This is a genomic window from Corynebacterium sp. p3-SID1194 (assembly GCF_025144155.1).
Lineage (GTDB): Bacteria > Actinomycetota > Actinomycetes > Mycobacteriales > Mycobacteriaceae > Corynebacterium.
The window spans coordinates 19,679-34,590 of record NZ_JALXWY010000020.1 but is presented as its reverse complement, the minus strand read 5'-3'; the positions used below and the strand labels follow the sequence as shown (position 1 = coordinate 34,590).

The following is a 14,912-nucleotide window of genomic DNA, read 5'->3' as shown; positions in this document are numbered from 1 at the left end:
TGTTGAAGGGAAAACGCGCTGAACTGGTCTTATAAGCGCGGCGGAATGTGGCGAATGTAAACAGATTCACCGGTTGGTCTCGGCCAACCATTCAGGGTGACGCGTTTATGGCTTCAAAGAGCTGTCGGGGCAGTGCCGTCGATGAAGACGAAGCGGTGGGTGTCGCCGCGCATTTGCTCGAGGGCGGCGCGGACGCCGGCTGCGGTGCCGGATGAGGGCTGGTTCATGTGCGCGAGGACGATCGCACCGTCGGGGGCGTCCATGATCGCTGCGGCGACTTGATTCGCGGGGGAGGTGGCGCCGTAGTCGGCGTTGACAGTGAAGCCGGCGATTTTCACTCCGCGGTCCCGGGCTATTTCTAGCGCGACATCGTCGTAGTGGGCGGTGCCGGAGCGGAACCAGTCGGACTCGACGCCGTAGGTGCGCAGCAATTCGCGGTTGTCCTCTATTTCAGCGATCGCCGCGGCAGGATCCGCAGTGCCGGCAATTCCATAGGCGGATTGGCCTGTCACAGATAAAGGAGCATGCAGGGTGCCGTGGGAGTGGATGAGGAAGAGGGGGTCGTCGATAAGCGATTGCGTTTCGTGCGGGTGAACGTCGATCCAGCGCGAATTTAGGAAGAGCGTCGCGGGGACGCTGAATTCGCGGAGCGTATCGACGAGCCCCTGGTCCACCCCTGAACCCGTCGGCCCGCCGCATGCGTCGAATGTGAGGGCGACGGTCGTCGTGCCGGGTGTGGTGGGGACGTTGTCGGTGATGCCGTCCATGTGAAGGCCGAATTCGCGCGGGACGCGGCCTTCGTAATGTTCCGCCGGCGGTGGGGGAGGGGCAGTGGTCGTTGTGGTGCTGCTGCCGGGCTGTGTGCCCGTGGTTGTTTCGCTGGTCGTGCTTGAGTGTTCCTCGCGCTGCTGTGTGCAGCCGGCGAGTAAGGCTGAGCCAGCGACGGCGAGTGCGCCGGTGAGGAATTGGGCACGGGTGAGGTGGTGGTCCACGCGTCGTATATTTCCGTGCCGGGCGTGCGGCCGCAACAGGAGCAAACCTTGGTGAAACCTGGCCACCCGTGGGTGCCCAGGGAGTTTTGCACACAGGAGTGACAGGCGTAACGTCATAAAAGCCTTCAGGGGCATTAGCTCAGTTGGTAGAGCGTCGCGTTCGCAATGCGAAGGTCAGGGGTTCGATTCCCCTATGCTCCACAAAGAAAAATGCCTTATCATGCCTTTTGCATGCTTTCCGGGCCCGTTCTTGGCGACGGGCCCGGTTCCCCCCAACGGCGGCTCCAGCTTCTGCTGTTTGTGCACAGGAATTCTGCGCTTCGAGGGATTCGCAGAACAAAGGCTGTTTTTCGTCGATAAGCGGAAGCCCTTAAGAACCTGGAAACCACCCTGGTATACCCTTAAAGGCGTGACACGGGGCGCCTTCGACGAAGGCTGAGATGACACCCGTTGAACCTGATCCAGTTAGTACTGGCGGAGGGATGGTCGCGAAGAATGCATGCACCTATGCCTCCGCCCGGAGAAAGGCCGAGGTAAATGGGCATTAGCAAGAAAATCGCCGTTTTTCTGACCGCGTTGGCATCGACGATGATGCTTGCGGCGTGCGGTGGCGGCGCTGATGATTCGGACGGCATGACTAAGGTCCGTTTCGCACTCGACTGGACCCCGAACACGAACCACACGGGCCTGTACGTGGCCATGAATAAGGGCTACTTCAAGGAAGCGGGCCTGGACGTGGAGGTCGTGCCGTACAACGACAGCAACCCGATCCTGCTGACGGACTCCGGCAATGCAGAGTTCGCCGTCGACACGCAAGACCGCATGACGATGGCCAAGGCGGCCGGCGCAGATGTGCGTTCCGTTCTGGCGGTCGAGCAGACGTGGACCACCGAAGTCAGCGTCCTGGCTGAGCGCAACGACATCAAGAGCCCGGCCGACCTGGACGGAAAGACGTTCGGCGGCTTCGGCTCCCCGTCGGATCACGCGATTTTGAAGGGCGTCATCCGCGGCGCCGGCGGCAAGGGCGAATTCGAGGAAGTCACCCTGGGTACCTCCGCATACGAGGCGCTGTACAACCACGACGTCGACTTCACCGTCCCGTACGTCGCGTGGGAAGGCATCGAGGCCGCCGACCGCGGCGTCGAGCTGAAGAATTTCGCTTACACCGACTACGGCTTCCCGGACTGCTACCAGATGCTCGTCGTGGGCGGCAATAAGTGGATGGAGGAGCACCCGGAGGAGACCAAGAAGTTCGTCCGGGCCATCCAGCGCGGCTACCAGGACGCCGTGGATAACCCGGACGAGGCGGCGGAGATCCTGCAGAAGGAGAACCCGGAGATCCTCACCGACCTCGAGTTTTTGAAGAAGAGCCAGCGCATGCTCTCCGAGCAGTACATGCTCGACGAGAACGGCAAGTTCGGTCACCAGACCGAGAAGCACTGGGCGGACCTGGGCCAGTTCCTCTTCGACAACGAGCTGCTTGTCGACGAGGCGAATAACCCCTTGAGCGAGGCCCCGGACTGGAATACTTATTTCACTAATGAGTACATCTCCGAGTAGTCCCGCCGCCGGCGGCGCCCGCGGGCTGAGCAGCAACCTCTGGGTGCCGCTGCTCTTCGTGCTCGCCGGCCTCGCTGTATGGGAGGCGGCCGTGCGCGCCACGGGAGTGCGTCCGCAGGTGCTGCCGGCACCGTCGCAGGTCGCGCGCTCTGGGTGGGCGCAGCGCGAAATCCTGGGCACACACGCACTGGCGACCTTGCAGGTCACGCTCATCGGCTTCGCGTTGTCGCTGGTGTGCGCGTGGATCATCGCCATCGCGATCGATTTCTCCCCGACGCTCAAGCGTGGATTGACCCCGCTGCTGGTGGCGTCACAGACGATCCCGGTGGTGGCCATCGCCCCGCTGATGATCATCTGGTTCGGCTTTGGCCTGCTGCCGAAGACGCTGGTGGTCGCACTTGTGACCTTCTTTCCCATCTCCATCGGCCTGATCGAAGGCTTCGCCCGCACCGACCGCGAGGCATCGAACCTGCTGCGCAGCATGGGGGCGTCGAAATGGCGCGAGTTCTGGATGGTGCGCCTGCCGTCGGCCATGCCTGAATTCTTCACCGCGCTGCGTATCGGCATCACGTACGCGGTCACCGGCGCAATCTTTGCCGAATACGTCGGCGCGAAGAAGGGCCTGGGCATCTACATGAGCGTGCAGAAGAATGCCTTCCGCACCGACCTCGTGCTCGCCGCGGTGGTGGTCACGGCCATCATCAGCGTGGCTTTGTACCTGTCCACCTACCTCATCGAGCGTGCGGTGATTCCGTGGCACATCAAGGAAAGGAAGGCCGAGCGTGCTTGAGCTTAAGCAGATCAGCCGCGCATTCGGCGACCGCCAGGTGCTCGACGGCGTGAGCTTCGACGTCGCGCCCGGCGAGTTCGTTTCGCTCATCGGCCCGTCCGGCGCGGGCAAGTCGACGCTGTTCAACATCATCGCAGGGCTGGACAAGCCAGACTCGGGCGAGCTGCGTTTCGACGGCACCACCGCCTACATGCCCCAAAAAGACCTGCTCTTTCCGTGGCGCACCATTGAAGCGAACGCCGCGCTCGGCCTCGAAGTCCAGGGCGTGCCCAAAAAGGAAGCACGGGCCCGCGCGCGTGAATGGTTCCCGCAATTCGGCCTCGAGGGATTCGAAAAGGCCCTGCCGTTCCAGCTTTCCGGCGGCATGCGCCAACGCGCCGCGCTTTTGCGCACCGTTGTGCAGGAAAAGAGCACATTGCTTCTCGACGAGCCGTTCGGCGCCCTCGACTCCCTCACCCGCTCCGAATTGCAAACGTGGCTGCAGGGCATGTGGGCCGAGCACGACTGGACCGCGATGCTGATCACCCACGACGTGCGCGAGGCGATCATGCTCTCCGACCGGATTGTCGTGCTCAACCCCCGCCCGACCAGCGTCCGCGAGATCATCGACGTGAACCTGCCGCGGCCCCGCGGAACTGAGGTGCTCAGCTCGCCTGAGTTCGGCGAGCTGGAGCGCCGTATCCTGGAGCACTTGCAGCGGCACTAGAGCGCTAGGCACTGGCACTAGACGTCGAGTTCGGGGTGGATGTCCTTTTCCATGAGCACGCGCTCCTTCCAGAAGCCAAGCATGGCTAGCAAGAAGGACGCCACGCCCAGGGCACCGAGGACTGCAGTGGCGACTCCCACGCGGTTGTCGCCCGGCAGGGTGCCGAACAGCGTGTGGCGCATCAGGTCGACGGAGAAGCGCATCGGGTCCCAGGAGTGGACCCACTGGATGAAGTCCGGCTGCACCTCCGGCGGGTACAGGCCGTTAGAGGCCACGAGCTGCAGGGACATGAGCACCATCGTGATCAAGCGGCCCACTGATGGGCCGAAGAGCGAGTAGATCGCCAGGATCGCGGTGTTGAACACAGCGGCGATGAAGCCCAGCGCCAGCAGCATCTGGATCGGGTGCTGCGGATTCACGTCCAAGACGAAGTGCTGCACGACCCACAGGTTGAAGGCCTGCACCAAGCCGACCAGGACGGCGGGGATCCAGGAACCCATGACGACACGCGCCGGGTTGGTGCCCGAATCGATGGCGCGGCGGGAGATCGGGTTGAAGATCATGAAGAGGATCAGGCCGCCGAACCACAGGGACAGTGACAGGAAGAAGGGGGACAGGCCCTGGCCGAAAGTGGTCAGGGAGTCGCCGGTGTTCTGCAGGCGGACGGGGGCGCCAGCGACATCGGAGGCCTCATCGAGCTTGCTGCCCTCGAAGCTGGGCACCTGATCCGCGCCCTCAGTGATCTTCAGGGCCAATTCGCCGGAACCGTCGTCGAGCTGGACCAGGCCGTCGTTAAGCTCATCCATGCCCACGACGAGCTGCTCGGATCCGTCGGCGAGCTGGGTGGTGCCGTCGGCGAGTGTGCGTGCGCCGACGACGAGCTTGGACGTGCCGTCCGTCAGCTGTGCGGTGCCAGCGACGAGCTGGCCGGAGCCGTCGTGCAGCAGGTGCAGCGCGTCGGAGAGACGTTGCGCGCCGTCGGCCGCGTCGTTGATGCCGGTGACGAACTGGGCAGCCGGGTTGTTCAGCTCGTCCGCGAGCTGGGCCGCGCCGTCACGCAATTCCTTGAGCTGGTCGATCGTGGCCGGGTCCAGTGCGGTGTCGATCATCTGCTGGGTCTCCGGGTCCACCACGGAGATGCCCGCCTCGTCTTGCACCTGGCGCAGGCGGTCCACCAGATCGCGCGCCGCCGGGCCGCCGACATTCTCCAGGTCCGAAATGGCCTGGTCGATCGAGGAGTTGAGGCGGTCATTCGCCGCCTGGATCTCCTCCAGCGTGTCGCCGATGCCTGTCACCTTGTCCACGCCGGCGGACACGGCGGCGGCGCCGGCACCGAGGGTGTTCACGCCGTCGCGCAGGCGGCCCATGCCGTCGGCGAGCTCGTCGGCACCGTCGGAAGCCTCGCCCAGACCGTCGTTCAGGCGGTTGGCGCCGTCGTCGAGGTCGTGCGCGCCGTCGTCAAGCTGCTCGATGCCGTCGACGAGCTCCGGCGTCTTGTCCTTGGCCTGCTGCAGACCGTCGTTGAGCTGGCCCGCGCCGTCGCCGAGTTTCTCGCCGCCGTCTTTGGCTTCGCCCGCGCCGTCGTGGAGCTGGTCCGCGCCGTCCGCGGCTTGGTCCATGCCGTCGCCGATGGTGTTGAAGCCCATGAAAAGCTGCCGCGAGATCTGCTCGCCGACCGTTTCGCCGATCACCGACGTCATCACGCGCGTGACCTGGTTGCCCAGCATCGTCGGGATGAAACCGTTGGTGTTGTTGAGCGTGACGTTGATCTTCGCGGGGTGCGGATTGTCCGAATTCACGCTGACGGACGCCTCGGAGAAGTCCTTCGGAATCTCCACGCCCAGGTAATACTTACCCTCCGCGATGCCCTGGCGGGCATCCTGCGCGCTGACCTCGACGAAGTTCATCGGCTCTATTTCGAGCAGTTTCTCCACCACTTGGTCGCCGGCGTGAATCTCCTCCCCGTCGGGCCCCTCGGCACCTTCGTCGGAATTGACCAGCGCCACCGGAATCTTATTCAGGTTGCCCAGCGGGTCCCAGTAACTCCACACGAACAAGCCGCCGAACAGCAGCGGCAGCAACATGACGGCGATGAGCGCCAGGGGCGGCAGCTTGCCGTTCAAGAGCTTGCGGAAGTGCGAGCCGATGTGAAGTCCGGAAATCATCGGGAGACCTCCTCAATCTCTTCGGTGTCGGCTGGTTTGTCTTTGCTCCACGGGTCCTCGGCCGCGGCGGCGGCGAGAGCGGAGTCTTCATCGAGCTCGGCATCCGGGGCGGGCCCGGCACCGTAGCGCAGGTCGATGATGTGGTCGACGTGGCCTTCCTCGTAGTCGTTGACGGTGGTGGCCAGCACCGGTACCTGCTGCGAGAGAGTGGCCAGGTCCTCGATGACCTCGTTGCGCAGCTTCAGGCTGCGGATCTGGTCCAGGTCGTCGACGATGACTAGGTCCGCGTCCGGCCGTGCGATGAGCGCCAGCATGACGCGGAGGCGGAAACGGTCCTCCACGTTGAGCGTGCCCACGTCCAGCGACGGCTCCAGGTGCGTCAGGCCGAGCGGTTCCAGCCACGGCTCCACCTTCGGGTGGTTGAGAATGTCGCGGCGGACCGGGATGAAGAACATCTGGCTCCACGCCACCTGCTCGCGGATGAACTCGCGGACATCCACCTGGCGCTCGAGGCTGTCGATCAGTTCCACGCCGGCCAGCGCGACGCGCTTGAAACGCTGGCGCGGCGAGGTCGACTCGCCGCCCAGAAGCACCTCGCCGCCTTTGGGGCGGTAGCGGCCGGCCAGCGCCATATTGCGGGTCGACGCACCGGACTCACGCTCCGCGATCAGGAGCGTGAGCCCTTCATATACGTCGAAGCTCAATGGCGCGTCCCCGCGGCGAACAACGAGGTCACGGGCGCTGATAATTGGTTCCACTGGGGTACCCCTCGGTTAAGTGGAGGTTAGACTATCGTTTATTCCTAGCGTATGGTCCCCTTTGACGGGCAATTAGTCAAGGCGGAGGCCATGAGATCAGACGCGAAAATCAGGCGCGAGCGCATCATCGACGCTGCTTGCGACCTCTTGCGCACGACGCCTGAATCTTTGGTTACGTTGGAAAGTGTAGCGGCGCGCGCCGACGTCGGCATCGCCACGTTATACCGCAATTTCCCCACCCGCTCCGATCTCGACGTCGCCTGCGGCTTGCGGTTGCTGAGCATCTTGGGGGAGAGGATCGAGAAAACACGCACGCTTTTCGACGCTGACCCTAAAACCCACTGGGACCACTTCGTCTGGGGCCTCCTCGACTACGGAGTCGGGCCTTTAGTCAACGCCATCACCGCCGACCACTGGCACGATGACCCCGAATTGGCTGCCAAGCGCGAAGAAACCATCGAGGCTTTCCAATCCGTTCTGGATATGGCAGCTCCCGCTGGTCTCGTCCCGGCGGACATGAAGCCACTCGATTTCGCCGCTGAGGTCTTCGTCGTCACTAGGCCGCTGGACGGGAAACTGGTCCAGCATGCTCCCGAAGTGCAGCGCCGTCTGCTCGGCCGCCTGCTCACCGCTTGGCGGCACGAGAGTTAGCGCTTTGCTTCCAGAGGTTTAGCGGGGGTCGGTAGTTCCGGCTCCACGCTGATCGTCGTCAAGCGTGTCCAGCGTGGACAGCTGCTCGTCGATGGAGGTGAGCAGCTCCTCGTCGCGCTCGGCCGGCTCCTCGCTCAGCGGGCCGTGGTCGGCGGCCGTTTTGCTCGTGGTCACCGTGGTCACGCGGGTGGAACCCATTGTGGGCGGCTGGGTGCGCTGGACGTTCGGCTTCGTCGTCGTGGGCGCGGTGTTTTTCTTGGTCTTCTTGGCCGCGGCGGGGGAATCCGTGCCGAAGAGGAAGTAGTAGACGCCGCCAGCAACCGCCGCGAGCAGAGCCAGAATCAGAGCGCCGAGAGCGATGCCGCCCTTCTTCTTTTTCTTGGCGGACTTCTTCTGCTTCTTCAGAGCCTTCTCCAGCTCCTTCTTCTCTTTCTTATCCAACTGGTCTGCCTCGAACAGAGCGCGGCGGCGGTCCAGGCGCGCGTGTGCTGCGCGGGTGATGTCGCCGGCCTGCAGGCGGGCATCGCTGTAATTGGAGGTGTCCTCTTCCTCGGCGTTCGTGCCTTCACCCTCGCCGCCACGGGCCATGATGCGGACGGCCTCGTACACGTCGCGCTTCTGCTCGTTATTCAGCTCGCGGTAACGGTTGAACAGGGTGCCAGCCACCTTGGAGGCGAGGCGGATATTGCGGAGATTCATGTGCGTTCAGGCCTTTCTTCTTTGCTCGGGTCGGTGTCGTGCAGGGCTGTGGTGCCACCCACAGTAGTGAAGTGAGCGCCGGCTGGCGCGGGCTTTCGGCGGTACGTGATCACCCCCCCCACCGCTTGGTCCGCCACTGCACGCAAAAAGTGGACAGCTCGGTTCATTCGCGGCGAATTTTTGGCTTTTATATTCACGGACCGGAGCGCTGTGAGCTGCAGAAATAGGGCATGAAATAGCGCAAGTGATTGAACCTTCAAACGAGCCCGGGTTACATTCCAACCAGTTTCCAAGTGCTGAGCCCAGCCAATCCATGAAACCGACGAGACGAAAGGACTCCTTCGTTGACTGAAGGACACTTTTCGTCGAGGCTGTCGGCGTCTGCGCCCTTGGACCACCTCGACGAAGCACCCGATACCGGTGCCCGCACCGCTGTGAAGCGGCAGCAGAGGACCGCCCTGAGCTTCGAGCTCATCCCGCCCCGCCACGACGCGGACGAAGCGAAGCTCAACGAGCTCATCGCCGGGCTCGCCGACTACAACCCGGACTACGTCGCAGTGACCAGCTCCCGACGCTCCGGCTGGCTCGAAGGCACCGCCGACTTCATCTCCCGGCTCAACGAATCCACCAACCTGCGCACCATCGCGCACCTGGCGTGCACCGCTGGCCCCGTCGACGAGCTCGCCGACTGGATCCGCACCCTGATCGACTCCGGCGTCCGCGGCTTCCTCGCCTTGCGCGGCGACCTCCCGGAAGGGGAGACCAGCCTGCCGGAGGGCTACCTCCAGCACGCCACCGAACTGCTCTCCCTCATCCGGGAGATTGAGGACGAGAACGCCTACCGCCTTGCCGCGGGCAAACTCGCCCTTTCGGTCGCGTGCTACCCGTCCGGCCACGCCGAATCGCCCACGCCCGACCTGGACTTGGACGTCCTGCTTTCGAAGCAGCGGCTCGGCGCGGACTTCGCCATCACGCAGCTGTTCTTCGAGGCAGACGACTACCTGCGCTTCGCCGAGCAGTCGCGGATGGCGGGCGTGCGCATCCCCCTGATCCCCGGCATCATGCCTATGACAAGCCTGAAGCGGGCACAGCGCATGGGCGTGCTGTCGGGGATCGAGGTGCCGCAGCGTGTCGTCGATAAGCTCTCGGCGGCGCGCGACCCCGACGAAGAGTACGAGGTGGGCATGCAGCTCACCGCGGAACTCGCGGGCACGCTTCTCGACGCCGGCGTCGGCGGCCTGCACATCTACACCCACAACAACCTGGCGGTGACGCAAGACCTGCTGTCGCGGCTCGGAATAGAACCCAAATAACAAACCCCAAGGAGTAACAGTGAGCACTTTCCCTAAGGCCACGATCGAGGGCTACCCGCGCATCGGCGCGAACCGCGAGCTCAAGCGCGCGCTGGAGTCCTACTGGGCTGGGCGTATCGACGCCGAGACCTTCCGCACCACCACCCGTGCGCTGCGCATTGACACCTACAACCACCTGCGCGACCTCGGCTTGGACGAGGATTACGCGATTCCGGCAGATGTCGCCTACTACGACCAGGTGCTCGAGACCGGCCTGACCGTCGGCCTGATCGCCGGCGGCACCGACCTCGACGAGGAATTCGCCCTCGCCCGCGGCAACGACACCCGCGTGCCGCTCGAGATGACCAAGTGGTTCGACACCAACTACCACTACCTCGTGCCCGAGGTTTCCGCTGGCCAGGACATCACCCCGGCGCCGGAGCGCATCGTTCGTCTCGTCGAGGAAGCCCGCGAAGCAGGCCACAAGGTCCGCCCGGCACTCGTCGGCCCGGTCACCCTTCTCGCCCTGTCCAAGCCGGTCGAGTGGTCCCTGCTGGACAAGCTTGTCGACGCCTACGCCGCCGTCTTCGCCGCCCTCAAGGACGCCGGTGTCGAGTGGGTGCAGGTCGCCGAGCCTGCCTTGGTCGCCGACCTGTCCACCCCGGATGCCGAGCTGGCGAAGTACACCGAGCAGGCATGGTCCAAGCTCCTGGCTTCCGACAACCGCCCGAACGTGTACGTGACCACCCCGTACGGTTCCGCCCGCGAGGGCCTGAACGCCCTGGCTGCCGTTGCGCCGGAGGCCGTCCACGTCGACCTGTCCCCGTGGACCCTCGACGCCGATGCCGACTACCCGGCACGCGTCGCTTCCGCTTTCGAGGGCAAGGACACCACTCTGGTCGCCGGCCTCATCGACGGCCGCAACGTCTGGGCCGCCAACCTGCGCGACAAGGTCGAGGTGTTGAACAAGCTCGGCGCCGCCAGCGTCTCCACCTCCACCTCCCTGCAGCACGTTCCGCACACCCTGAACGCCGAGAAGAACCTCCCGGTCGACGTCGCGCCGTGGTTGTCGTTTGCCGACGAGAAGATCGAGGAGATCACCGCTCTTGTCGCCGGCGAATCCGAGGCCCCGGAGGCATTCGGTCGCTCCGACCGCGCCGTGCGCACCCGCGCCGAGTCCACCCGCATCCACAACGCGGCTGTCACCGATCGTGTGGCTCAGCTGCCGGAAGGCGCCGTCCAGCGCCAGCCGGAATTTGCGGAGCGCCAGGAAGCGCAGAAGGCCCTCGGCCTGCCGCAGCTGCCGACCACGACGATCGGCTCCTTCCCGCAGACCACCGAAATCCGCAAGGCCCGCGCCGACCACCGCGCAGGCGAGCTCACCGACGAGCAGTACAACGAGGCACTCAAGACCGAGATCAAGCAGGTCATCGAACTGCAGGAACGCCTCGGCCTCGACGTGCTCGTCCACGGCGAGCCGGAGCGCAACGACATGGTCCAGTACTTCGCAGAGCTTCTCGACGGCTTCGTCGTCACCGAAAACGGCTGGGTCCAGTCCTACGGCTCCCGCTGCACCCGTCCGCCGATCGTCGTCGGCGACGTCTCCCGCCCGGAGGCCATGACCACCGAGTGGTCCGCTTTCGCGCAGTCCCTGTCCGAGCACCCGGTCAAGGGCATGCTCACCGGCCCGGTCACCATCCTGGCCTGGTCCTTCAAGCGTGACGACGTGCCCCTGTCCGTCTCCGCCGACCAGATCGGCGTCGCCCTCGCCGACGAGGTCGCCGACCTGGAGAAGGCCGGCATCAAGGTCATCCAGATCGACGAGCCTGCCCTGCGCGAGCTGCTCCCGCTGCGTGCCGACGACCGCCCGTCCTACCTCGACTGGGCCGTCCGCGCCTTCCGCCTCGTCGCCCTGGAGGCGCAGCCGACTACGCAGATCCACACTCACCTCTGCTACTCCGAGTTCGGCCAGATCATCGATGCCGTCGCCGGCCTGGACGCCGATGTCACCTCCATCGAGGCCGCCCGCTCCAAGATGGAGCTGCTCGAGGATATCGACGAGACCTTCCACGCCGAGATCGGCCCGGGTGTCTACGACATCCACTCCCCGCGCATCCCGTCCAAGGAGGAAATGGTCGAGCTCATCAAGGCCGCCCTGGACAACGTCCCCGCCGATCGCCTCTGGGTCAACCCGGACTGCGGCCTGAAGACGCGCGGCTACTCCGAGGTCGAGCCAGCCCTGGCCAACATGGTCGCTGCCCGCGACGAGGTCGTCGAAGGCCTCTAAGGTCTCAGCCCCTAAGCCTCCGAGGCTTACAACCACCTCGCGCCAGGTAAAAGACAGCTAGCCCCGGTCAGCCACGTCGGCTGCCGGGGTTAGTTCTGTGTTTTCGCGCGGTCCGGTTCGCTCTGGATCTAGATCCACTTTGGTCGGGCACCGGGCGCAAAACCCCAGGTCAGTTTTGCTTGCTGTGACAATGATTTCATCTATCTCCAGCGGTCATGTAGGTGGGCCAGCAAGAAGGGCCCGAGGCCACCACCCCGGGCCCGCGCCCTACGCAAACGCGCCGATGCCGGTCATCTTCTGGCCGAGGATGAGGGTGTGCATCTCGTCTGTGCCTTCGTAGGTGCGCACGGATTCGAGGTTGGCGGCGTGGCGGATGGGGGAGTAGTCGTGGGTCACGCCGTTGCCGCCGAGAATGGTGCGGGCTTCGCGGGCGATCTCGATGGCGGTGCGGGTGTTTTGGAGCTTGGCCACGGAGATCTGGGAAATGTCCAGGGTGCCGGCGTCTTTCTGGCGGCCGACGTGAAGGGCGAGGAGGTAGCCCTGGTTGAGGCCGACAGCCATGTCGACGAGCTTTTTCTGGGTGAGCTGGAAGCCGGCGAGCGGTTTGCCGAACTGGGTGCGCTCCTTGGCGTAGGCGAGGGCGCATTCGATGGAGTCACGGGCGGCGCCGAGGACGCCCCAGCCGATGCCGTAACGGGCCTCGTTAAGACACATGAACGGGGCTTTCAGGCCGAAGCGGCCGGAGAGGATCTTGTCTTCGCCGACAAGAGCGTCCTTCATGTAGATGTGCGCCTGGGTGGACACGCGCATGGACAGTTTCTTGTCGATCTGCTGGGGGTCGAAACCCGGGGTGTCCTTTTCCACGATGAAACCGGCAATGGTCTCGTCGCGGCCCTCGGGGATCCCGTCGAGGCCGGCGGCTTCGAGGTCGGCGGTGGACACTTTGGCCCAGATAATGGTCAGGTCGGCGTAGTGGGACAGGCCGATCCAGCGCTTCTCGCCGTTGAGGAGCCAGCCTTCGCCGGGCTTGTAGGTGGCGCGGGTGGTCATGGAGGCGGGGTCGGAACCGGCGGTGGGCTCGGTCAGGCCGAAGGCACCGAGGAGTTCGCCGACAGCCATTTTGGGCAGGTACTTCTTTTTCTGCTCCTCGGTGCCGTTGAGGTGGATTGAGGTCATGGCCAGCGAACCGAGGACGGAGAAGATGGTGCGCAGACCGGAGTCGGCTGCTTCGACCTCGAGCATGGCTAGGCCGTAGTCCACGGCGGAGCGGCCGGGGCAGCCGTAGCCGGACAGGTGTGCGCCGATCATGCCTTTTTCAGCGAAGCGGGGGATGAGTTCGAAGGGCACGTGGGCGTCTTCGTACCACTGGCCGACGTGGGGTTTGATTTCGCTTTCGACGAAGGAACGGATATCGTCGCGCCATTCGATTTCGTCGCGGGAAAGCAGGCTGTCGAAGTTGATGAGGTCGGTGGCGAGGGGAGCTGTGGAGGTCATGAGGAGGTTCCTTTCGGAGGTTGAAGAGGTGGAAGAGGTTATTTGGCGGGGGTCTGGGCGATCCACTCGAGGACGTCGCCGCGGTCTTCGTCGAGGCCGGGGGCGGCCTTGGTGTAGGTGATACCACCGGAGCTCATGTCGAGAGGGTTGGAGACGAAGGGGACGCGGTCGGTGCCGTCCTTGGTAGTGATTTCGACGACGGGCTCGAGTTCGAGGTCGTCGGCGAAGTCGATGGCTTCGCGCACGGACAGGATCGGCGCGATGGGAAGGCCCTTGGCGCGGAACAGGTCGATCCATTCGTCGGCGTTCTTCGCCGCGAGCAGTTCGGTCAGGATCGGGCGCAGCTTTTCGCGGTTGACATTGCGTTGCTCGTTGGTGGCAAAGCGGGGATCGTCGGCGAGGTCGGGGGAGCCGAGGCCGTCGACAAGCGTTGCGAACTGCTTGTTGTTGCCGACGCAGATGACGAGCTCGCGGTCCTTGGCGGAAAACGGGCCGTACGGGAAGATCGACGGGTGGTCGTTGCCCGTGCGGGTCATCTCGGCGTCGGAGGCGACGGCCGCGGACGTCATGTTGACCATGGATGACAGCGCCGCGGACAGCAGGTTGGTGCGGATGGTCTCCCCGCCGTCGCCGAAACGCTCGCGACGCAGCAGCGAGGCGAGGATGCCGACGGTGGTGTGGAGGCCGGTGAGCACGTCGATAAATGCATAACCTGCTTTTTGCGGCGGGCCGTCGGGCGAACCCGTCATGGACATGAACCCGCTGGATGCTTGAATGAGCATGTCGTAGCCCGGCAGCTGCGCCCCGGCACGCGAGCCGAAGCCCGTGATTTTCGCGTGGATGAGCTCCGGCCACCGCTTGGTCACGGTCTCTGGGTCGAGCCCGAATTTATCCAGGCTGCCGACGCGGAAATTGTCGATCAGCACGTCCGCCCGGTCGATGATCGCGTACGCCGTCTCCAGGTCGTCCGGGTCCTTCAAGTCGAGCTTGATGGAATTCTTGTTGCGGTTGATCGAGAGGTAGTACGTGCCCACATCGCCGCGCTTCGGCGGCACCCATCCGCGGGTGTCGTCGCCGTTCGGCCCCTCGACCTTGATCACGGTCGCGCCGAGATCAGCGAGCAGCATCGTCGCGTACGGCCCAGCGAGCACGCGCGAAAAATCCGCGACGACAATGCCTTTCAAAGGGCCGGCTTGTGGTTGCTGTAGTGCCATTTTCTTAAGGTCTCCTTCTTAATTTCGCTGTGCGCTTATCGACGACTCCAGGTCCTGTTCCAGCTCTCCCATGAACTCGTGGGGGTGACTGAATTTCTGCACCACAGATTCTTCCCGGCGGGCGTTCAAGTGGGCGTTCTCTCCGTCGGCCGGAGCGCTGGTGAGGGTGCGTTCCTGGGGTAGGCGATAGGTGAGGTCCTGCATGATCACTCCTTCAGGCGCGAATAGTATTTGTTGACAAAACAGTATGCAGTGAAGAAGGTGATCCGCGTCATGTACAGTGTGGCGAAATAGGGACGCACTG

Annotated in this window: 13 protein-coding genes, 1 tRNA gene and 1 riboswitch; of the genes, 7 read left to right on the top strand and 7 right to left on the bottom strand. The window is 64.3% G+C overall.

Annotated elements, in window-relative coordinates:
- Positions 1–113 precede the first annotated feature (113 nt).
- Entirely contained in the window at positions 114–992 is an 879-nt protein-coding gene (locus tag M3G19_RS10455; RefSeq protein WP_259902582.1) for a polysaccharide deacetylase family protein, read from the bottom strand.
- Positions 993–1,120: 128 nt separating this feature from the next.
- Between M3G19_RS10455 and M3G19_RS10450 the strand changes: the two genes are divergently transcribed.
- From M3G19_RS10450 to M3G19_RS10435, 4 genes are all read left to right on the top strand, one after another.
- Positions 1,121–1,193 (top strand) — tRNA-Ala (locus tag M3G19_RS10450).
- A 204-nt stretch (positions 1,194–1,397) separates the two neighbouring features.
- Positions 1,398–1,493, top strand: a riboswitch (TPP riboswitch).
- Positions 1,494–1,529: 36 nt separating this feature from the next.
- Positions 1,530–2,552, top strand: coding sequence for an ABC transporter substrate-binding protein (locus M3G19_RS10445; protein ID WP_259902581.1), 1,023 nt, complete (start codon positions 1,530–1,532; stop codon positions 2,550–2,552).
- Positions 2,533–3,342 carry an ABC transporter permease gene (locus M3G19_RS10440; protein ID WP_210573608.1) on the top strand — a complete coding sequence of 270 codons (810 nt, stop codon included), beginning with the start codon at positions 2,533–2,535 and terminating at the stop codon, positions 3,340–3,342. Before M3G19_RS10445 ends, M3G19_RS10440 begins: the two co-directional genes overlap by 20 nt.
- Positions 3,335–4,048 carry an ABC transporter ATP-binding protein gene (locus M3G19_RS10435; RefSeq protein ID WP_259902580.1) on the top strand — a complete coding sequence of 238 codons (714 nt, stop codon included), beginning with the start codon at positions 3,335–3,337 and terminating at the stop codon, positions 4,046–4,048. The genes M3G19_RS10440 and M3G19_RS10435 overlap by 8 nt, the downstream gene beginning before the upstream one ends.
- Positions 4,049–4,065: 17 nt before the next feature.
- Here the strand turns inward: M3G19_RS10435 and M3G19_RS10430 are convergent, their stop codons facing one another.
- Complete coding sequence (locus tag M3G19_RS10430) at positions 4,066–6,213, bottom strand: YhgE/Pip domain-containing protein (RefSeq protein WP_259902579.1); 2,148 nt, start codon at positions 6,211–6,213, stop codon at positions 4,066–4,068.
- A complete protein-coding gene (locus tag M3G19_RS10425) occupies positions 6,210–6,971 on the bottom strand; it encodes a hypothetical protein (protein ID WP_259902578.1) in 762 nt (253 codons plus the stop codon). Before M3G19_RS10425 ends, M3G19_RS10430 begins: the two co-directional genes overlap by 4 nt.
- Before the next feature lie 90 nt (positions 6,972–7,061).
- Here M3G19_RS10425 and M3G19_RS10420 point away from each other — a divergent pair, with 90 nt between their 5' ends.
- Positions 7,062–7,622: a TetR/AcrR family transcriptional regulator gene (locus tag M3G19_RS10420; protein ID WP_259902577.1), complete on the top strand. Its 561-nt coding sequence runs from the start codon at positions 7,062–7,064 to the stop codon at positions 7,620–7,622.
- 18 nt (positions 7,623–7,640) lie between these two features.
- Here the strand turns inward: M3G19_RS10420 and M3G19_RS10415 are convergent, their stop codons facing one another.
- Complete coding sequence (locus tag M3G19_RS10415) at positions 7,641–8,321, bottom strand: hypothetical protein (protein WP_259902576.1); 681 nt, start codon at positions 8,319–8,321, stop codon at positions 7,641–7,643.
- A gap of 344 nt (positions 8,322–8,665) precedes the next feature.
- Here M3G19_RS10415 and M3G19_RS10410 point away from each other — a divergent pair, with 344 nt between their 5' ends.
- Positions 8,666–9,634 carry a methylenetetrahydrofolate reductase gene (locus M3G19_RS10410; protein ID WP_259902575.1) on the top strand — a complete coding sequence of 323 codons (969 nt, stop codon included), beginning with the start codon at positions 8,666–8,668 and terminating at the stop codon, positions 9,632–9,634.
- Positions 9,635–9,653: 19 nt separating this feature from the next.
- Positions 9,654–11,900 carry a 5-methyltetrahydropteroyltriglutamate--homocysteine S-methyltransferase gene (gene metE / locus M3G19_RS10405; protein ID WP_259902574.1) on the top strand — a complete coding sequence of 749 codons (2,247 nt, stop codon included), beginning with the start codon at positions 9,654–9,656 and terminating at the stop codon, positions 11,898–11,900.
- Positions 11,901–12,167: 267 nt separating this feature from the next.
- Here metE and M3G19_RS10400 read toward each other — a convergent pair whose 3' ends face one another.
- The 3 genes from M3G19_RS10400 to M3G19_RS10390 are packed head-to-tail and all read right to left on the bottom strand — an operon-like array spanning position 12,168 to position 14,812.
- Positions 12,168–13,394 (bottom strand): acyl-CoA dehydrogenase family protein, encoded by a 1,227-nt coding sequence (locus M3G19_RS10400; RefSeq protein ID WP_259902573.1) that lies wholly within the window; start codon positions 13,392–13,394, stop codon positions 12,168–12,170.
- A gap of 38 nt (positions 13,395–13,432) precedes the next feature.
- Positions 13,433–14,608 (bottom strand): CaiB/BaiF CoA-transferase family protein, encoded by a 1,176-nt coding sequence (locus M3G19_RS10395; RefSeq protein WP_259902572.1) that lies wholly within the window; start codon positions 14,606–14,608, stop codon positions 13,433–13,435.
- A gap of 18 nt (positions 14,609–14,626) precedes the next feature.
- A complete protein-coding gene (locus tag M3G19_RS10390; RefSeq protein ID WP_259902571.1) occupies positions 14,627–14,812 on the bottom strand; it encodes a hypothetical protein in 186 nt (61 codons plus the stop codon).
- Positions 14,813–14,912 lie beyond the last annotated feature (100 nt).